The sequence below is a fragment of the Microbacterium sp. 1S1 genome, from assembly GCF_008271365.1.
Lineage (GTDB): Bacteria > Actinomycetota > Actinomycetes > Actinomycetales > Microbacteriaceae > Microbacterium.
In genome coordinates this window covers 2,527,601-2,544,186 of record NZ_CP043430.1, presented here as the reverse complement: position 1 = coordinate 2,544,186, position 16,586 = coordinate 2,527,601, and the positions used below count along the sequence as shown (strand labels likewise).

Sequence of the window (16,586 nt, the reverse complement as noted above, 5' to 3'; positions counted from 1 at the left end):
CTCACATCCGGAAGACGCCGAAGCGCGGCTCGGGCAAGGGGCTGCGGGCGACGACATCGAGGGCGAGACCCAGCAGGTCGCGGGTCTGCTCCGGGTCGACGATGCCGTCGTCCCAGAGCCGCGCGGTGGCGTAGTACGGCTCGCCCTGGTCCTCGTACTGCGCCCGGATCGGCGCCTCGAACGCAGCGCGCTCCTCGGGGCTCCACGATTCCCCTCGGGCAGAGAGCTGATCCTCTTTCACCGTTGCGAGGACGGAAGCGGCCTGAGGCCCGCCCATGACCGAGATCCGGCTGGCCGGCCACGTCCAGAGGAACCTCGGGGAGTAGGCGCGTCCGCACATGGAGTAGTTGCCCGCCCCGAAGGACCCCCCGATGATGACGGTGAGCTTCGGAACCCGGGTCGTCGCGACGGCCGTGACCATCTTTGCCCCGTCCTTCGCGATGCCGCCGGCTTCCGCGTCCGAGCCGACCATGAAGCCGGTGATGTTCTGCAGAAAGAGCAGCGGGATGCCGCGCTGGTCGCAGAGCTCGATGAAGTGCGCACCTTTGAGCGCAGATTCACTGAACAAGACACCGTTGTTCGCGACGAAGCCGACGGGGTGACCGTGCAGGCGTGCGAATCCCGTCACGAGAGTCGTGCCGTACTCCGCCTTGAATTCGTGAAAGGAGTCGCCGTCGACGAGTCGCGCGATGACCTCACGGACGTCGTAGGCGGCGTTGACGTCGACCGGCACGACGTCGTAGAGCGACCCCGTCTCTGCGGGCGGACGGCTTTCCTGCACGTCCCAGGCCGGGGCGAGCGGCGGGGGCAGGGTGGCGACGATGTCCCGGAGGATCTCCAGGGCATGCTCGTCGTCGTCCGCGAGATGGTCGACGACACCGCTGCGACGCGCGTGCAATTCTCCGCCGCCGAGCTCCTCGGCCGTGACGACCTCGCCGATCGCCGCTTTGACGAGTGGCGGGCCGCCCAGGAAGATCGTGCCCTGCCCGCGGACGATGACGGTCTCATCACTCATAGCCGGCACGTAGGCGCCTCCCGCCGTGCACGAGCCCAGGACCGCGGCGAGCTGCGGGATGCCCTGGGCTGACAGGCGCGCCTGATTGAAGAAGATGCGGCCGAAGTGCTCCCGGTCCGGGAAGACCTCGTCCTGCTTGGGGAGGAAGGCGCCGCCAGAGTCGACGAGGTACAGGCACGGCAGGCGGTTCTCCAGCGCGATCTCCTGCGCTCGGAGATGCTTCTTCACGGTGAGGGGGTAGTACGTGCCGCCCTTCACGGTGGCGTCGTTGCAGACGACCATGACCTGTCGACCGTGGACCAGCCCGATGCCCGCGATGACCCCGGCTCCCGGGGCCTCGCCGCCGTACAGCCCCTCCGCGGCGAGCGGAGCGATCTCGAGGAAGGGGCTGTCCTCGTCGAGGAGCCGTGAGACTCGGTCGCGCGGCAGGAGCTTCCCCCTGGCCACGTGGCGCTCGCGGGAGGCCTGGGGCCCGCCTTCCGCGGCCTTCGCGAGGCGCTCGCGGAGCTGCTGGGCGAGCGCTTCCTGGGTTGCCGGCATCGTGATGTCCTCCTCGACCCACGTCGCGCCGGCGATGGACCTGGCGCGCTGCATGCATTCTCGGTTAGTGTTCACTAACCCGTCGGTCCAGGTTAGCGAGGATTAACTGAGATGACAAGCCCCTCCACCGCTCGCGACCGCGCCAAGGCGGAACGCTCCGACGCCCTCCTGCATGCCGCCGCCCGGTTGTTCGCCGCGCGCGGGTACAGCGGTGTGAGCCTGGAGGACATCGGCGCCGCCGTCGGCGTGTCCGGGCCCGCGGTGTATCGTCACTTCGCGGGAAAACAGGCCCTCCTCGGGGCGGTTCTCGTCAAGGTCAGCCAGGATCTCGTGGCCGGAGGGCGGCGCGTCTCCGACGAGCAGACCACACCCGACGAGCGCATGCGCGGACTCATCCGGTTCCATGTGGAGTTCGCGCTCGGCAACGCCGAGGTGATCCAGGTCCAGGACCGCGACCTCGCCTTCCTCGACGAGGCCGACCGGGCCGAGGTGCGTCGCCTTCAGCGCGCGTACATCGAGCTCTGGATGGACGCGCTGGGGGCGCTGGAGACGGCGAAGCCGCTCGACCGCGACGAGCTCCGGCTCCGTGTGCAGGCGTGCTTCGGTCTCATCAACTCCACCCCTCATAGCACCCGGGCGGCGACGCGAGGGCATTCGGCCACCGCGACCGTGCTCGTCGCGATGGCCGAGGCCGCTCTGCGCGCCGCTAGCTGAGCAGCATCGCCCGACCGGGATCCTCCAGAATGTCGGCGACGTCCTTGAGGAAGGTCGCTCCCTCCGCGCCGTCGACGAGACGGTGGTCGAACGACAGGCTCAGCGTCATGACCTGACGGAGCGCGATCTCTCCGCGGTACTCCCACGGCTGCTTCCGAACGGTCCCGATGGCGAGGATTCCGGACTGGCCCGGCGGGAGGATCGGCGTCCCCGCGTCGACGCCGAACACGCCGATGTTCGACAGGGAGAACGTCCCACCGGCGAGCTCCGCCGGCGAGGTCTTGCCGGCCCGTGCCGTCTCTGCGAGATCCCGGACCGCTGCCGACAGCTCGACGAGGTTCATCCGGTCGGCGTCGCGGATCATCGGGACGATGAGTCCTCGGTCCGTCGCGGCGGCGATTCCGAGGTCGACGTAGCCGTAGTGGACGATCTCGCCGGCCTCCTCGTCCCAGCGCGCGTTCAAGCCGGGTGCCCGGCGCAAAGCGAGGCAGACCGCCTTCGCGACGACCCCGAGCGGACCGATCCGGTGCCCGGCGAGGGTCTTGTCCTCGCGGAGGCGGCCCAGCATCTCCATGGTCGATGTGACATCCACGGTGTGGAAGACCGTCACGTGCGGGGCCGTGAAGGCGCTCCGCACCATCGCCGCCGCCGTGTGCTTGCGCACTCCCCGGATCGGGACCCGCGTCTCGCGCGGACGACCCTCCCACCCGGGACCAGGCTGAGTCGAGGTGACACTGTCCCCGGGCGTCGATGTCGCCCCCGACGCGATCAGGCCGACGCGCTCGGCGTACGCATCGATGTCCGCCCGGGTGATCACACGGTCTCCCACCTCGGCGGCAACGAGCACGAGGTCGACGCCGAGGCGCTTGGCGTACGCCCGAACCGGAGGCGTCGATCGCGGTCGCTCCAGTGCGGGCTCCACCGCGGTCGACGGCATCGCATCGTGCGGGGCCGCTTCCAAGACCGCCGTGTCAGGACCGGCCGCTCCTTCCGAGGACCCCCGGCGACGCGCACGTCGTGCGGGACGGCCGCTGGTCGTCGGAGCTGCCCCGTACCCCACGAGGTTCGGCTGCGCCTTCTCCGCCGCGGCCTCCTGCCCGGTACCCGACGATGCGACCGGCGCTTCCCCGCCCTCGACGTCGAAGTCGATCAGCGGAGCACCGACCGCGACGGTCTCCCCCGCCTCTGCGTGGAGGGCCGAGACCATCCCCTCGTAGGGGGACGGCAACTCGACGACGGCCTTCGCGGTCTCGACCTCGGCAAGCGTCTGATTCAAGGTGACGGCGTCCCCCGGAGCGACCAGCCACTGTACGACCTCGGCCTCGGTCAGCCCTTCCCCGAGATCGGGCAAATGGAATTCGGCGATCATACGTCTGCTCCCGTCAGGCTGTGCGGGCGATCGAGCACGCGATCGACCGCGTCGAGGATCCGGTCGAGGTCCGGGAGATGGTACTTCTCGAGCTTGGCCGGGGGATACGGAACATCGTGACCGGTGACCCGCAGCGGAGCCGATTCGAGGTATTCGAAGCAGCGCTCGGTCACGCTAGCGATGACCTCCGCGGCCAGACCGGCCTCCCGGGAAGCCTCGTGCACGACGACCACGCGTCCGGTCTTCCGCACGGACGCGGCAACCGAGTCGTAGTCCACCGGGGACAGCGAGCGGAGGTCGATCACCTCCAGCGCGATGCCCTCGTCCTCCGCTGCCTCAGCGGCCTGCAGCGCCGTGCTGACCATGGCGCCGTAGGTCAGGACGGTGGCATCCGTCCCCGGACGCACGATACGCGCGAGACCCATCGGCGGTGCATCCGCGAGCGGGGCCTCCAGGTCGACCTCCCCCTTGTGGTGGTACAACCGCTTCGGTTCGAAGAAGACAACAGGATCATCGGACGCGATGGCCTGCCGGAGGCTGCGGTAGGCGTCCTCCGGATTCGACACGGCGATCACCCGCAGCCCCGCGGTGTGGGCGAAGTACGCCTCCGGCGACTCGGAGTGATGCTCCGCGGCCCCGATCCCCCCGGCCCACGGGATGCGGATCGTGATCGGCATCTTCACCCGACCTTGGGTGCGGTAGTGCAGCTTCGCGACCTGGGACACGATCTGATCGAACGCGGGATACACGAATCCGTCGAACTGGATCTCGACGACCGGGCGGTACCCCCGAAACGCGAGGCCGACGGCCATGCCGACGATCCCGGACTCCGCGAGCGGCGTGTCGATGACCCTCGCCGCACCGAACTCGGCGAGCAGCCCGTCGGTGATCCGGAAGACGCCGCCGAGTTTGCCGATGTCCTCCCCGAGGAGCACGACCTTCTCGTCGTCGAGCATCGCCTGCCGGAGGCCAGCGCCGAGCGCCTTGCCGAGCGTGAGTTCGGTCATGGTCACGCCTCGCCTTCGAACGACGCGAGGTATGCGGCGTACTCGTCCCGCTGACGCTGCAACCCGGTGTGGGGTTCGGCGTAGACCCCGTCGAACACCGCGAGGGGCGGACGGGTGACCATGCCGAGGCAGGCGGCACGCATCTCTTTGGCGACGGCGTCCGCCGCCGCCTGCGTCTCGGCGACGTGTTCCTCGGACAGTTCGCCCGATGCGCGAAGGTACGCCTCCACACGCGCGATCGGGTCGCGCCGACGCCACGCCTCGAGTTCGGCCTCGTCACGGTAGCGGGTCGGGTCGTCCGCCGTGGTGTGCGGGCCCATGCGGTAGGTCACCGCCTCGATGTAGGCCGGTCCCTTCCCGGAACGAGCGTGCTCCAGCGCCCATCGCATCGCTGCCATGCAGGCCAGGACGTCGTTGCCGTCCACGCGCAGGCTCGGGATCCCGAAGCCCGGCGCGCGACCCGCGATGGGATACTGCGACTGCACGGCGACCGGCTCGGAGATGGCCCAATGGTTGTTCTGACAGACGAAGACGACCGGGGCCTGGTAGGACGCGGCGAAGATCATCGCTTCGTTCACGTCCCCCTGACTCGTCGCCCCGTCGCCGAAGTACGTCACGGCGACCTCCGGCGCGTTCTCGTGCCTGATGCCCAGCGCATATCCGACGGCATGGAGGGTCTGCGCACCGATGATGATCTGCAGCGGAGCGACACGCAGAGCAGCGGGATCATAGGCCGCTCCCTCCTCACCCCGCCACATGCGCACGTAGTCCCCCGGCTGCGCTCCACGCGCGTAGATCACCCCGGTCTCGCGATAGCTGGGAAAGACGTAGTCCTGCGGGTCGAGGGCGCGTGCGGTGCCGATCTGCGTCGCCTCCTGGCCCTGACAGGGAGCCCACAGGCCGAGCTGACCTTGCCGCTGCAGAGCGACACCCTCGGCGTCGATACGGCGGAGGATCACCATGTCCCGGTGGAGCGCCCGCAGGCGCGGGGCGTCGACGTCGGCGACGTAGGAGTCCAGCCGGGCATTCGGAGTCCGCGACCCGTCCGGAGCGAGGATCCGCTCTGAAAGCTCGAGATCCTGGGCGGCATCTGCGATCGGGGTGGTCTGCGGCGACATCATCGTCCTCCTCGTCCCTGGCGGCCCTCGTGAGGCTTCGCGCAACGGCGCCGGCGTCGTCACCGGCATGGTCTGAGGGTACGTCCGCTCAACACCTCGCTCAAGCAACTCGGCGGCTCCTGAGCATGTTGCTCATTTTGGCACGGTGACCAGGTGCTAAGGTTTGGCACTATGCCAGGACTGGACCGGATCGACCTCGAACTCCTCACGGCCCTCGCCGACGATCCGCGCGTCACGATCGTCGCGCTGGCCGAGCGGATGAGCCTGTCGCGCAACACCATCCAAGCGCGGATGGCGCGGCTGGAGCAGAGCGGCGTGTTCCTCTCCTATGAGCGCGCCTTCTCCACGGACGTGCTGGGTTTTCCCTTGCAGGCGTTCGTCAGCATCGGCGTCCGGCAGACAGAGCTCCCGCGCATCATCAACGAGCTCGCGCGCATCCCTGAGGTCGTCCAGGCGCACGGACTCAGCGGCTCCATCGACCTGCTGGCGCGCGTGGCGTGCCGCGACGCCCGTCATCTGTTCGACACGGACGCCCGGATCCTCTCCATCGAGGGCGTGGAACGGACGGAGACCTCGCTCGCCATGGGCGAGGTGATCCCGTTCCGGGTGGCCGGGCTCATCGGCCTCGCGCGACGGGAATCCTGAGGAAGCGACGGATCGCACCGGCGGCCTCGGCCGGCGTCTCGTAATGGATCAGGTGACCCACCCGCGCGATCTCGACGAGGGTCGCGTCGGGGAAGAGGGTCGCGAGCTGCCGCTCCGCCTCGATCGGCGTGATGTCGTCGCGTTCGGCGGCGATGAGAAGCGTGGGCACCTCGATCGATGGCGCGAACTCCCGGACGTCGTGGGACACGCTCGCCACGAACGCGTCGTGCAGCACCTCCCGGTCGGAGAACCGGGAGAAGTACGTGTCGTGCTGATCATGGATGAACCGCCTGAGCTCCGGATCCCGGGTCTTCGCCATGCTGATGCTCATGACGCGGACGATCACTCGATTCCGCAGCACGGCGGTACCGATCCGGGGCGGGAGCTTGGCGCCGAGCGCGTAGTACAGGACCGCGAGGCGGGTCATGAGCCCCTTCGGCCCTTCCAGCGCCGGCGCGCCGATGGGGTTCATGAGGATCAGTCGCGGCGTCTGCAGCCCTCCCGCCACGGCGGCGGCGGTCACGATCGATCCGAACGAGTGCCCCAGGATGACGGCACCGGGGGCCGTGGCCGCGGCGAAGTCGATCAACCAGCCGACATACTCGCGCAGGTCGTGTCGTCGACCGGGCAGCGGGGCGGACTCGCCGAATCCGGGAAGGTCGGGAACGAGCACCCGAAGCTCGGGGAGGAACGCCAAGACGGGTTCGAGGCCGTGATGTTCTCCACGGAAGCCGTGCACCGCGATCACGGTGGTCTCCGCGTCGGAGGGTCCGTAGGCCCAGTACGCGGTCGACCCACCACGGACGTCGACCTCATGGCGCTGCACGGGAAGTCGGCGCAGCCGCTCCGCATACGGGGAAGGCACACTCATGCTGTCGAGTCTACGAGCCGCGGTCCGAGCGCAAGACAGGACGGGGCCGCGCTGCACCGTCTTGTCAGCGGCATCGGCTAGTGTCCGAAGAAGCGCACCGTCAGCGACCGGGCGCAGCGCAGCAAGGAGTGTCGGTGCAGTTCACATCCAGGGACGTCGAGCAGGTGGAGGCCACCTGGCAGCAGTTCGTCCCGTCGGCGACGTTGCAGGATGTGGACCCGCGTCGATTCCGCTTCGACTGGCGCTCCGTGGAGGCCGGGCGCATGTCGCTCGTCCGCTACGAGCTCGCCGCGCAGGTGCACTCGCGGGCCGAACCGGATGATCAGTTGCTCGTGTGCCGCGTCGACGGTGTCGACGCACGCGTCTGGTCGGGACGTCAGGAGCTCGACGCCGGGCAGCCCTGGCTCACCGACGGGGCCCGGGTGGAGGCGAAGTGGAACCGGGGCGCCCGCGTCCGTGCGCTCGTGTTCGATCGGGCGGCTGCCCGTGAAGCGCTGCGGCAGGCCACCGGGGACGACCGTCTCGAACTCCGCGCCACCGGGCTCGCGCCGCATACCCCTCAGCACGGGGCTCGGTGGGAGCGGATGTTCTCGTACATCGACGGCGCCTTCGGTCAGGACGGTGCGGATCCGCTCATCGCCGCTGAACTCGAGCGACACGCCTTGCTCCTGACGATGTCGTCCTTCCCCACCACCTTCAGCGAGGCACTGCAGAGCCCCACGCAGCGCTCGGCAGCGCCACTCTCCGTCCGCCGCGCCCTCGCCTACATCGAGGACAATGCGCACCTCCCCATCACGGTGGACGATGTGGCGGCCGCCGCATTCATGTCCACCCGTGGTCTGCAGTATGCATTCCGACGAGCACTCGACACGACTCCGACCGAGGCACTGCGGCGCGCGCGTCTGGACGGCGCACGTCGAGACCTCCAGCACGGCAAGGGAGACTCCGTGAGCGCCGTGGCCCGACGGTGGGGTTTCGGCAACGTCTCCCGGTTCGCTGCGGCGTACCGGAAGACCTACGGAGATGCGCCGACGGTGACGCCGCGGTAGCCGCGGCTGACAGCAGGCGCACAGTCTGTTCGGGCAGGACGGCGAGTCGCTGATAAGCGCACCATCTCGTGCGCATGCTGGCTAGAGTCCAAGTATCCCTGGGAGCGCCGTGCCAGCTCCCTCCCGAAACGTTCCGAAGGAGCGGTATGAACATCCTCGACGCTCGCACTGCGAAGGCTGGCTGACGATGGGCAGTCTCTTCTACGGCGACACCCAGACCCCGATCCAGATCGAGGATCGCGCACTGGCGCACTTGAAAGTCGTCATCGCGACGAAGCTGCGCCGCAACGAGAGCTTCACGCTCTCCTGGCGCCACCCCGAGGGGGACGCTCCCGGTCGTTCGACGCTGTGGCTCCACCCCTCGATCCCGCTCCGATTCGTGTTCGAGGAGTCGGAGACTCCCGAGCTGAGCAGACGCTGGATCGAGGAGCTCGCGCACTCGGCCAACTCGAGCGGGGGCATCACTCTCGTCGAGGAGCATCTGGAAGGCGCCGACACCGTCTGACGGAAAAGGGCCGCGGGAGCCCCCGCGGCCCTTCCTCCTTCTCCGACTCCTGGGCTCAGAGCCCCTCGTCGGAACTCGAGCTGACGGATCGGCGCGTCGTGGGTTCTCCCGTAGCGGGGTCCACGTACGTGCGAGAAACGGTCTCCGTGCGACGCCGCCGTGCCAACAGAACGATGCCGATGAGGAAGATGATCACGCCGGCACCCATGAGGATGTAGCCGACCATATCCAGATCGACCCACTGCACGTCGACGTTGACGGCGAAGACCAGGATCGCTCCGATGACGAAGAGCGCGATACCGCTGCCGATGCTCATAATCACTCCCGTTCCGCGGCGGGATGCCGCACGACCGCAGTCTGCCGTCTCCGCGCACCGCCGGCGAGGGGCTTGACACAGCCGCTCGCGCCTTTCCGCCGCCCGCGTCCCGCGCGCCTCATGCCGCGCCGGCGTCGGCACGCCCGGTCCACAGGTCGGGACCGAAGACCTCGGCGTCGATGCGCTCGGCCGGTATGCCCCGGGCCGTGAGAGTACGCCGGACCGACTGCATGAACGGCAGCGGCCCGCAGAGGAACACCCGGGCGTTCTCAGGAAGCTCGACATCCGCGAGGTCCATCCGTCCTGGACGGGCAGCGGCCGCGTCCTCCTCGGTGTACCACGTCACACTGTGGAGATCGGTGAGGTGGGCGGAGCGCTCGCGGATGGCGGAGGCCAACGCGTGCGTGTCCGGGCCCCGGTCGACGTGGAGCAGCAGCACCGGGCGGGACGGTCGGCGCCGCGACACGTCGTCGACCATTGCGGCGACGGGGGTGATACCGATCCCGGCGGAGACCAGGACGATCGGCTCGGCCGAGTCATCGAGCACGAGGTCGCCGGCTGGCTGAGAGACGTCGATCACCGTGCCGGGAAACGCGTTCTCATGGAGCCACGTGGACACCTGACCGTCTGGGGCACCGTCGATGCCACGGACCCGCTTCACCGTGATCCGCAGGCCGCCGTCGGTCTGAGGTGCGGACGAGATCGTGTACTGCCGCGGCTGACGCACGCCATCCGGAAGCTCGACGGAGACGGCGACATACTGCCCAGTGCGATAGGCCGCACGCCGGCCCTCCACGGGTTCCAGGATCAGGGAGATGACGTCCCGCGCCTCTTCGACACGATCGACGACCCGGTGCGCCCGCCAGGGGCGCGCGGGATCCGTGCCACCCTGGGCGTACAGGCGCGCCTCCTCCGCGATGAGAGAGCAGGCGAACAACCAGTACACCTCGTCCCATGCGGCATGGACGGGCGGGGTCACGGCCTCGCCGAGGACCTCGTCCACCGCGCCGAGCAGATAGCGTCCCACTGTCGTGTACTGCCGCGGTGCGATCCCCAGGGAAACGTGCTTGTGAGCGATCCGCCGCATCACCGGAGAGAAGTCGGGCGCCGCGGGGTCGATCAGGTGGAGGGCGAACGCCACGACGGAAGCGGCGAGTGCCTTCGGCTGGTCCCCCTGCACCTGATGAGCGCGGTTGAAGACGTTCAGCAGGGCCGGATGCGCCTCGAACAGGCGCCGATAGAACAGCGTCGTGATCTCGTCGGCATGCGCGGCGACGACAGGGGCCGTGGCGCGGACGATGGCTTCGGATTCCGTGGAAAGCTGCATGGCTTCCTTTCGCTCGGTGTCTCCTCAGCTTCCCGACCGCGACACGGCCCTGCCCCCGCGTATGCCGTGGAAATGTGCGGCGTCCCTCCGCCCCGGTCAGGCGTCTCTCCGGGAATCCGAGGGACGACGCGCCCGGAGCGCTGCGTACCCCGCGAGCAGCAGGAGTGCGGCGAAGGCCACCGGCCCCGCAGGTGTTTCCGCTCCGGTCTGGGCCAGCGATCCACCGGACCCGGCGGGCGGCGTATCGACGGTCGGGTTCGTGAGAGTCACCTCGACGCTGGCGCCGCTGGAGACCGTCAGTGTGGCTCCTCCGGCAGCGCTCTCGACGCCGGTCCCGGTGAATCGGGGCGCCCGCCAGCTCATTCCTTCCACCGCCGCCGGGGACTGCTCGGACAGAGTGACCACGGTTCCGTCCGGAATGTCGTCGAGGCCCACGGTCTCGCCCGCCCGAAGCTTCAGCTCCCCGCTCACGGTTCTCCCCGCGTGCAGGTAGGAGTACGCCACGGTGAACTCCCGGTCTGCCGGGACCAGCGACGCCCCCGTTCCGGTGACTCCTTCGTGACCGTGAATCCGCCGACCGGAGGCCGGACGACCGCGATCGGGTTGACGAGCATCACTTCGGCAGTGGTCCCCCGCGTGATCGTCAGGGTTGCCGCCCCGTCAGCGGCCTGCACTCCTGGACCGGAGAAGACGGGCGCTTCCCAACGCAGGCCCCCGACCGGCTCCGGCGCTTTCTCGCGGAGGGTGACGACAGTGCCCACCGGCAGATCCTTCACACCCTCGGTCTGCCCCGCGAGGAGCGCGATCTCTCCTGTCACGGTCTCCCCGGCGCGCTAATACGAGTACGTCACGGTGAACCGCCGGTCGTCGGGAACCAAGGGCGCACCTCCGCCGGCGAGCTGCTTCGTCACCGTGAAGCCACCGACAGGAAGCGTGCCGTCACCGTCACCGCCTCCCTGGGAGTAGACGACCGGGGCGCTCTCGGCCTCCCACCGCGAGCCGGACACCGTGTTGTGGAACGTGTCCCCCGGGCGGACGTCGGCGGGAAGGGCCGTGCGGTACCGCAGGACGTAGACGGCATCGGGAACGATCGGAGCCTCGATCGCGACGGTGAACGAGTCCGGGCTGCGCTGTGTCACCGTGTAGTCGGACCCCGCCTGGAGCGGCGTCGAGACCGTATACCTGCCTCCGGACCAGTCCTTCGCGAGCACGGAGGCCAGTGTGACGGAGGCGGGGTCGAGGACGAGCCCCGTGGAGAAGGTGTCGGTGAAGGACGGCGACCGGCCGTCAAGGACCGCGGACGGGATGTGCACGCCCCAGGAGATGTTGCGGCCGTCGAGCGTGACGTCACCCCATTTGCTCGGAGTCTTCGGCGCAGGGAACGACGGGACCGGACCGATTCCCCCCGGGACCTTCACGGGAACCACGGTTCCGCCTCCCGTCGTGAACGGGATCTCCGTCAGCGTCGTCTCTTCATCGGCACGGGCCTGAAAGTGCAGTGTGCCGCTGACGTCGGTGTGGCTGTCGACATAGTCCGTGAGCGTGCAGACGAGCTCTCCCGCCGACACCGTGCAGGCCGCGATCGCCTGCCCGTCCGGCGCGGTCAGCGCGAACGCATCGCGTACCCCCGTCAGGCTCGGACTCGTCGGGAATGACAACCGGAAGGTGTCTCCCGCTGTCGCCGAGTCCGGGACGGACCACGTCGCGGCGAAGGCGATCCGGTCCCAGACCTCGATCCCGTCCGCAGGCTCCGTGATGGTCAGCGACGTGATCCCGTCCACCTCGGCGGCATGAGCTGCGGTCGGCACGGCGAGGACGGCAGCGATGACCGTCAGGCACAGCGCGAGCAGCGCGCCCATGAAGGTCGTGAGGCGCGTTCCGCGCGCACTCGATGTGAAGGCATGGTGATGTGATGGCACTTTCGATCTCCCCAGATTCGATGGCCCCGCGCGGTGTGCTTGCGCCCGCACGGGTGATGTCCCCAAAGAGAGACGCAGTGCCGCCGGTCTTGTTACGCGATTGCCCGAGGCGGTTCTCCCTCGGCCGACGCAGTATTCCGTGATCCTGCAGCAAACAGCGTCATGAAATCCGCGGCACGTCATCTCTCCTGTGACGGATCGCTTCCCCTTCCGACGCGTCCGTCCGTCTGTAGAGGCATTCGCCGTCTACCCGGTGCCGGGGGCATCGTTGTCTCTCCCCGCTCCCGGCACCGCCATCCGTCGTCTCGGCATCACCGCCGACGGGGCCCGGATCGGGTCACGCTTCCAGACGTTCGGCGTGCGTCCCCATCACCGCGGCCATCCCACGGAGGTACCGATGGACGGTTCGCAGCTCCTCCAAGGAGAAGGACGTCGCGTGCGCGTCCGCAAGGTCCGCCAGGGGGCCGAAGAACTCTCTTCCCACCGCCCGCGCCGTGGCTCCGTACCGAAGCGTGACACGGCGAAGGTCATCCCCCTCGCGCTCGCGAACGACGTGCCCGGCGGCGACGAGTTTGTTGATCACGCTCGTCGTTGCAGGGCGGCTCAGCCGAATCCGTCGCGCCAGAGCAGTCGGCGTGATCGGTTCTCCCCGATTCTCCGCCGTCATGACCACCAGCAGTGCGTCGAACTCCCTTTCACTGAGCGAGTGTTGACGTGCGAAGGAGTGAATCACGCGCTGACTCTCTGCGAACAGAAGCTGTTGGTCCATGGTCAACGCCGCGACGAGGCGTCGCCGCTCCTCCTGGGTCCCGTCCTCATCCACCAGACAAACGGTACACCTTGAAATAGTTCGATATTGGAAGTAACCTGTGGTCCCACCGACGAGAGGGCGCGACATGGGAACGTTCGACAAGGCCGCAGGGCGGCGATGGACGTTGCTGTTCTTCGCCGCAGGGCAGCCGGTGACGATCGCCGTGTCGGCCATCATCGGCTCGGAGTTCAGTCGGGACGCCCCGGACGGCCCGGTACTCGTGCCCCCGGGGCCCGCGTTCGCGATCTGGGGGCTCATCGTCACGCTCACCGGCGTCTATGCCGTCTGGCAAGCCGTGGCGAGAGTGGATGCCGAGGGGCGCGGAGCCGTCGCGGGGCCACTCGCGGTTACGGCGGCCTGCTTCTGCGCGTGGATCGCGTTCGCATCCATCCCGGCACTGACGGTGCTCACGGTTCTCGTCTTCCTCGTCATGGGCGCCGGTCTCCTCCTGGCGGCCAAAGCGACCCGTCGTGCGTCACTGGCATCCTGGCCGCGATGGGTCCGCGGGGTGCTGTGGGCCGCCCTCGGCACGTACCTCGGTTGGACGGCGATCGCCGTGTGGCTGAACGCTTCGACCGTGCTGGCCGACGCCGGTGCCCCCGTGCGCGGCGAATGGGGAACCGCCTGGCAGTTGTCGCTGGCGGCTGCAGCCACCGGAACCGCTGTGCTCGTGTTGCTTTTCGTCTCTCGGATCTCTACGCCGCTCACCGCCGTCTTCGGGGTGACAACCGTCTACGCCCTGGCATTCGCCGCGGTCGGCGCCACCACCCGAGACGCCCCCGTGCCCGCCCTCGTCGCGGCTGGATTGGCCGTGATCCTCGCCGCCGCCACCGCACTCCTCGCGGCGGTACGGCGCACTGAGGTGACGCGTCGGTCGATTCCCTGATGATGCGGGCCGCTCCGAGACACCGGGGGTGGCGTTCCCCGCTGTCTTTGCGACGAATGCGTTCTGGGCGATCGCACTGGCCGTGGCTCTTGCCGGTCGGAGGGGCGTCAGGCAGGATGTGGGCATGTCGAGCACACCGGTGACCGTGGACACGTTCGTACGAGCGGAAACGGACAAGTACTTCGCGACACCCGTGAACCAGGCCGGTGGATTGGGACGCTTCTTCCACTACCGGCAGCCCATGCCCATCGACGACCAGACGGTGATCCGCGCCAACCGCGACACGCTGTATTCGGCAGCGCTGATCGACCTCGAAGCGGGCCCCGCCACAGTGACCTTGCCCGATGCCCATGGTCGATTCCTCTCGCTGATGGTCATCGACGAGGACCACTACGTGCCTGCTGTCTTCTACGACCCGGGCGATCACGTCGTCGATACGGATCTGGTGCCGACCCGATATGCGATGCTCGGCGTCCGGATCCTGGTCGATCCGGCGGACCCGGACGACATCGCTACCGTGCACGCGTTGCAGGACGAGATCCGCATCGAACAGGAACGCTCAGGGTCGTTCGAAGTTCCCGATTGGGACGAGGAGTCACGCTCAAAGATCCGTGATGCCCTGCTGGTCCTGTCGAACTCGCTGTCTGACACCGATGCGATGTTCGGTGCGCGAGGCGAGGTCGATCCTGTGCGTCACCTCATCGGCTCTGCCAGCGCTTGGGGCGGCAACCCCCGCAGGGATGCGACATACTTCCCGGTCACCCCTGAAGACAACGACGGCACCACGAACTACCGACTCGTCGTGGGGGACGTGCCCGTCGACGGTTTCTGGTCCATCGCCGTCTACAACGCACGGGGCTACTTCGAGCCCAATGCGCTGAACGCATACTCGTTGAACAGCGTGACGGCGACGAAGGAACCCGACGGCAGCACCATCATCCAGTTCGGTGGATCGCCCGCTGATGCACCGAACGTGCTCCCGATCACGCCCGGATGGAACTACTGGGTACGCCTCTACCGCCCCAGGCCCGAAGTTCTCACCGGCGAATGGGAGTTCCCCCGCGCGATGCCCCTGCGGTGAGAGTCTTCACCTCGTTCTCGCCTCGCGGATCGCCGCCGGACTTCCGGAGGACGAGGTGGCCCGGTCACCGTCGGGACAGGGAGTACCCCCGATCCAGAGCGTGTCGTTCGGTAGGGCGGGTCGGACTTGAACCGACGATCGTTGGGTTATGAGCCCACTGCCTTAACCAGCTTGGCCACCGCCCCGTACCGCCCCAGCCTAGCGGGGCTCGATGTCACGTCTCCGTCGCTCCGGCGTGCGTCGCGGCGTGCTCGAGGTAGATCGCCGCGTTCGCCACCAGGGAGGCGCGCTCGTCGTCCGACAAGGCTCTCCGCACCTTCGCGGGCACACCGGCGACCAGAGATCCGGGCGGCACCTCGGTCCCGCCGAGCACCACGGCCCCTCCGGCGATGAGGCACCCCTCTCCGATGACCGCGCCGCTCAGGACGACGGCACCCATCCCGACGAGAGATCCGTCACCGATGGTGCAGCCGTGCACGACGGCATTGTGTCCGATGGACACCTGCGAGCCGACCACGACGGGATGCCCGGCATCGACATGAATCGAGACGTTGTCCTGGACGTTGCTCCTCTCGCCGATGACGATCGACGAGGAGTCCCCACGGAGAACCGCGTTGTACCAGACGCTGGCACGGGCGCCCAGGGAGACGGCGCCCACGATACGGGCGCCGTCGGCGACGAAGGCCGTTTCGTCGAGCTCCGGTACGCGATCCGACAGGGCGAGGATGGAGGCTCCGGAAGCGATGCTCATGAGGCGAGACTACCCTCACTTCCGCGGAATCACGCGGAAGTGAGTGCAGCCTCAGCTTCCTTGCGGAATGTCTGAGGCTGAGTAGCGTTGTACTCGTCAGTCAGAGAACTTCGTTCGGAGGAGCACAAGATGAGCAAGGCCCAGACCGTTTCCACCACCGCCATCGACCCGACAGTGGCCGCCGGCGCGGCACAGTTCCTCTCCCCCGTCGTCCTCGGCCTCCAGGCGCTGACCGTCAACGGAAAGCAGGCGCACTGGCACGTCCGCGGCGCGAACTTCGTCGGCGTTCATGAGCTGCTCGACACGATCGTCGCGCACGCCGGCGACTTCGCCGACACCGCCGCCGAGCGCATCGTCGCTCTGGGCCTCCCGATCGACGCGCGCGTGAACGCCGTCGCCGAGAAGGCAGGCGCTACCGGTGTGCCCGCCGGTTTCGCCCAGTCGGACGAGCTGATCCGCGCCGTGATCGCCGACATCGATGCGATCCTCGTGGACGTCAAGGCCGCTGTCGAGGGCCTCGACGAGGTCGACCTCACGAGCCAGGACGTGGCGATCGAAATCCAGCGCGGCCTCGAGAAGGACCGCTGGTTCCTCGTGTCGCACATCGCGGCCTGAGCTCTCCCCTTGCCAAGGGCGGTCCCGGATTCCGGGGCCGCCCTTCG

The 16,586-nt window shown here is 68.4% G+C and carries 19 protein-coding genes, 1 tRNA gene and 1 pseudogene; 7 read left to right on the top strand and 14 right to left on the bottom strand.

Features of this window, described 5'->3' with window-relative positions; all coding sequences use genetic code 11:
* Window position 1 precedes the first annotated feature (1 nt).
* Complete coding sequence (locus FY549_RS12315; protein WP_149086103.1) at window positions 2-1,555, bottom strand: carboxyl transferase domain-containing protein; 1,554 nt, start codon at window positions 1,553-1,555, stop codon at window positions 2-4.
* 111 nt (window positions 1,556-1,666) lie between these two features.
* Between FY549_RS12315 and FY549_RS12310 the strand changes: the two genes are divergently transcribed.
* Window positions 1,667-2,269, top strand: a complete 603-nt coding sequence (locus tag FY549_RS12310; protein WP_149085276.1) for a TetR/AcrR family transcriptional regulator — start codon at window positions 1,667-1,669, stop codon at window positions 2,267-2,269.
* Here FY549_RS12310 and FY549_RS12305 read toward each other — a convergent pair.
* The 3 genes from FY549_RS12305 to pdhA are packed head-to-tail and all read right to left on the bottom strand — an operon-like array spanning window position 2,262 to window position 5,763.
* Window positions 2,262-3,638 carry a dihydrolipoamide acetyltransferase family protein gene (locus tag FY549_RS12305; protein ID WP_149085275.1) on the bottom strand — a complete coding sequence of 459 codons (1,377 nt, stop codon included), beginning with the start codon at window positions 3,636-3,638 and terminating at the stop codon, window positions 2,262-2,264. The genes FY549_RS12310 and FY549_RS12305 overlap by 8 nt on opposite strands.
* Window positions 3,635-4,645 carry an alpha-ketoacid dehydrogenase subunit beta gene (locus tag FY549_RS12300; protein WP_149085274.1) on the bottom strand — a complete coding sequence of 337 codons (1,011 nt, stop codon included), beginning with the start codon at window positions 4,643-4,645 and terminating at the stop codon, window positions 3,635-3,637. Before FY549_RS12300 ends, FY549_RS12305 begins: the two co-directional genes overlap by 4 nt.
* A 2-nt stretch (window positions 4,646-4,647) precedes the next feature.
* A complete protein-coding gene (pdhA, locus tag FY549_RS12295; RefSeq protein ID WP_149086102.1) occupies window positions 4,648-5,763 on the bottom strand; it encodes a pyruvate dehydrogenase (acetyl-transferring) E1 component subunit alpha in 1,116 nt (371 codons plus the stop codon).
* Window positions 5,764-5,934: 171 nt separating this feature from the next.
* Between pdhA and FY549_RS12290 the strand changes: the two genes are divergently transcribed.
* Complete coding sequence (locus tag FY549_RS12290) at window positions 5,935-6,408, top strand: Lrp/AsnC family transcriptional regulator (protein WP_149085273.1); 474 nt, start codon at window positions 5,935-5,937, stop codon at window positions 6,406-6,408.
* On the opposite strand, the gene FY549_RS12285 is transcribed toward FY549_RS12290, so the two are convergent.
* The gene (locus FY549_RS12285) at window positions 6,380-7,279 is read right to left on the bottom strand and encodes an alpha/beta fold hydrolase (RefSeq protein ID WP_149085272.1); all 900 of its coding nucleotides are present in this window, start codon (window positions 7,277-7,279) and stop codon (window positions 6,380-6,382) included. The two genes, FY549_RS12290 and FY549_RS12285, sit on opposite strands and share 29 nt — an antisense overlap.
* A gap of 134 nt (window positions 7,280-7,413) precedes the next feature.
* On the opposite strand from FY549_RS12285, the gene FY549_RS12280 reads away from it, so the two are divergent.
* Together FY549_RS12280 and FY549_RS12275 are read left to right on the top strand one after the other, a co-directional pair.
* The gene (locus FY549_RS12280; RefSeq protein ID WP_149085271.1) at window positions 7,414-8,328 is read left to right on the top strand and encodes an AraC family transcriptional regulator; all 915 of its coding nucleotides are present in this window, start codon (window positions 7,414-7,416) and stop codon (window positions 8,326-8,328) included.
* Between the two features lie 187 nt (window positions 8,329-8,515).
* A complete protein-coding gene (locus tag FY549_RS12275; RefSeq protein ID WP_149085270.1) occupies window positions 8,516-8,833 on the top strand; it encodes a hypothetical protein in 318 nt (105 codons plus the stop codon).
* 55 nt (window positions 8,834-8,888) lie between these two features.
* Here the strand turns inward: FY549_RS12275 and FY549_RS12270 are convergent, their stop codons facing one another.
* The 7 genes and pseudogenes from FY549_RS12270 to FY549_RS12250 form a co-directional block, all read right to left on the bottom strand.
* Complete coding sequence (locus FY549_RS12270) at window positions 8,889-9,149, bottom strand: DUF6458 family protein (protein WP_149085269.1); 261 nt, start codon at window positions 9,147-9,149, stop codon at window positions 8,889-8,891.
* A gap of 118 nt (window positions 9,150-9,267) precedes the next feature.
* A complete protein-coding gene (locus FY549_RS16935) occupies window positions 9,268-9,945 on the bottom strand; it encodes an FAD-binding oxidoreductase (RefSeq protein ID WP_410428263.1) in 678 nt (225 codons plus the stop codon).
* Window positions 9,946-10,101: 156 nt separating this feature from the next.
* Window positions 10,102-10,479, bottom strand: a pseudogene (locus FY549_RS16930) (globin domain-containing protein); the annotation flags it as partial.
* 93 nt (window positions 10,480-10,572) lie between these two features.
* On the bottom strand, window positions 10,573-11,046 hold the full coding sequence (locus FY549_RS16625) for a DUF5979 domain-containing protein (RefSeq protein ID WP_262381156.1): 474 nt from the start codon (window positions 11,044-11,046) through the stop codon (window positions 10,573-10,575).
* The gene (locus FY549_RS16925; RefSeq protein ID WP_222930617.1) at window positions 10,944-11,294 is read right to left on the bottom strand and encodes a DUF5979 domain-containing protein; all 351 of its coding nucleotides are present in this window, start codon (window positions 11,292-11,294) and stop codon (window positions 10,944-10,946) included. The genes FY549_RS16625 and FY549_RS16925 overlap by 103 nt, the downstream gene beginning before the upstream one ends.
* A gap of 15 nt (window positions 11,295-11,309) precedes the next feature.
* A complete protein-coding gene (locus FY549_RS12255) occupies window positions 11,310-12,335 on the bottom strand; it encodes an Ig-like domain-containing protein (RefSeq protein WP_149085266.1) in 1,026 nt (341 codons plus the stop codon).
* A gap of 397 nt (window positions 12,336-12,732) precedes the next feature.
* Window positions 12,733-13,293, bottom strand: coding sequence for a MarR family winged helix-turn-helix transcriptional regulator (locus FY549_RS12250; RefSeq protein ID WP_187614864.1), 561 nt, complete (start codon window positions 13,291-13,293; stop codon window positions 12,733-12,735).
* On the opposite strand from FY549_RS12250, the gene FY549_RS12245 reads away from it, so the two are divergent.
* The gene (locus tag FY549_RS12245) at window positions 13,292-14,092 is read left to right on the top strand and encodes a hypothetical protein (RefSeq protein WP_159463183.1); all 801 of its coding nucleotides are present in this window, start codon (window positions 13,292-13,294) and stop codon (window positions 14,090-14,092) included. The genes FY549_RS12250 and FY549_RS12245 overlap by 2 nt on opposite strands.
* A 28-nt stretch (window positions 14,093-14,120) precedes the next feature.
* Window positions 14,121-15,173 carry a DUF1254 domain-containing protein gene (locus tag FY549_RS12240; protein ID WP_200838681.1) on the top strand — a complete coding sequence of 351 codons (1,053 nt, stop codon included), beginning with the start codon at window positions 14,121-14,123 and terminating at the stop codon, window positions 15,171-15,173.
* 111 nt (window positions 15,174-15,284) lie between these two features.
* Here the strand turns inward: FY549_RS12240 and FY549_RS12235 are convergent.
* Window positions 15,285-15,358, bottom strand: a tRNA-Ile gene (locus FY549_RS12235).
* 29 nt (window positions 15,359-15,387) lie between these two features.
* The gene (locus tag FY549_RS12230; RefSeq protein WP_149085263.1) at window positions 15,388-15,924 is read right to left on the bottom strand and encodes a gamma carbonic anhydrase family protein; all 537 of its coding nucleotides are present in this window, start codon (window positions 15,922-15,924) and stop codon (window positions 15,388-15,390) included.
* A gap of 129 nt (window positions 15,925-16,053) precedes the next feature.
* Here FY549_RS12230 and FY549_RS12225 point away from each other — a divergent pair, with 129 nt between their 5' ends.
* Window positions 16,054-16,539 carry a Dps family protein gene (locus tag FY549_RS12225; protein WP_025103404.1) on the top strand — a complete coding sequence of 162 codons (486 nt, stop codon included), beginning with the start codon at window positions 16,054-16,056 and terminating at the stop codon, window positions 16,537-16,539.
* Window positions 16,540-16,586 lie beyond the last annotated feature (47 nt).

Excerpts from the sequence above, each read along its gene's own strand:
- FY549_RS12315 (WP_149086103.1), bottom strand. The coding sequence starts at position 1,555 with ATGCCGGCAACCCAGGAAGCGCTCGCCCAGCAGCTCCGCGAGCGCCTC.
- FY549_RS12310 (WP_149085276.1), top strand. The coding sequence starts at position 1,667 with ATGACAAGCCCCTCCACCGCTCGCGACCGCGCCAAGGCGGAACGCTCC.
- FY549_RS12305 (WP_149085275.1), bottom strand. The coding sequence starts at position 3,638 with ATGATCGCCGAATTCCATTTGCCCGATCTCGGGGAAGGGCTGACCGAG.
- FY549_RS12300 (WP_149085274.1), bottom strand. The coding sequence starts at position 4,645 with ATGACCGAACTCACGCTCGGCAAGGCGCTCGGCGCTGGCCTCCGGCAG.
- pdhA (WP_149086102.1), bottom strand. The coding sequence starts at position 5,763 with ATGTCGCCGCAGACCACCCCGATCGCAGATGCCGCCCAGGATCTCGAG.
- FY549_RS12290 (WP_149085273.1), top strand. The coding sequence starts at position 5,935 with ATGCCAGGACTGGACCGGATCGACCTCGAACTCCTCACGGCCCTCGCC.
- FY549_RS12285 (WP_149085272.1), bottom strand. The coding sequence starts at position 7,279 with ATGAGTGTGCCTTCCCCGTATGCGGAGCGGCTGCGCCGACTTCCCGTG.
- FY549_RS12275 (WP_149085270.1), top strand. The coding sequence starts at position 8,516 with ATGGGCAGTCTCTTCTACGGCGACACCCAGACCCCGATCCAGATCGAG.
- FY549_RS12270 (WP_149085269.1), bottom strand. The coding sequence starts at position 9,149 with ATGAGCATCGGCAGCGGTATCGCGCTCTTCGTCATCGGAGCGATCCTG.
- FY549_RS12255 (WP_149085266.1), bottom strand. The coding sequence starts at position 12,335 with ATGGGCGCGCTGCTCGCGCTGTGCCTGACGGTCATCGCTGCCGTCCTC.
- FY549_RS12245 (WP_159463183.1), top strand. The coding sequence starts at position 13,292 with ATGGGAACGTTCGACAAGGCCGCAGGGCGGCGATGGACGTTGCTGTTC.
- FY549_RS12250 (WP_187614864.1), bottom strand. The coding sequence starts at position 13,293 with ATGTCGCGCCCTCTCGTCGGTGGGACCACAGGTTACTTCCAATATCGA.
- FY549_RS12230 (WP_149085263.1), bottom strand. The coding sequence starts at position 15,924 with ATGAGCATCGCTTCCGGAGCCTCCATCCTCGCCCTGTCGGATCGCGTA.
- FY549_RS12225 (WP_025103404.1), top strand. The coding sequence starts at position 16,054 with ATGAGCAAGGCCCAGACCGTTTCCACCACCGCCATCGACCCGACAGTG.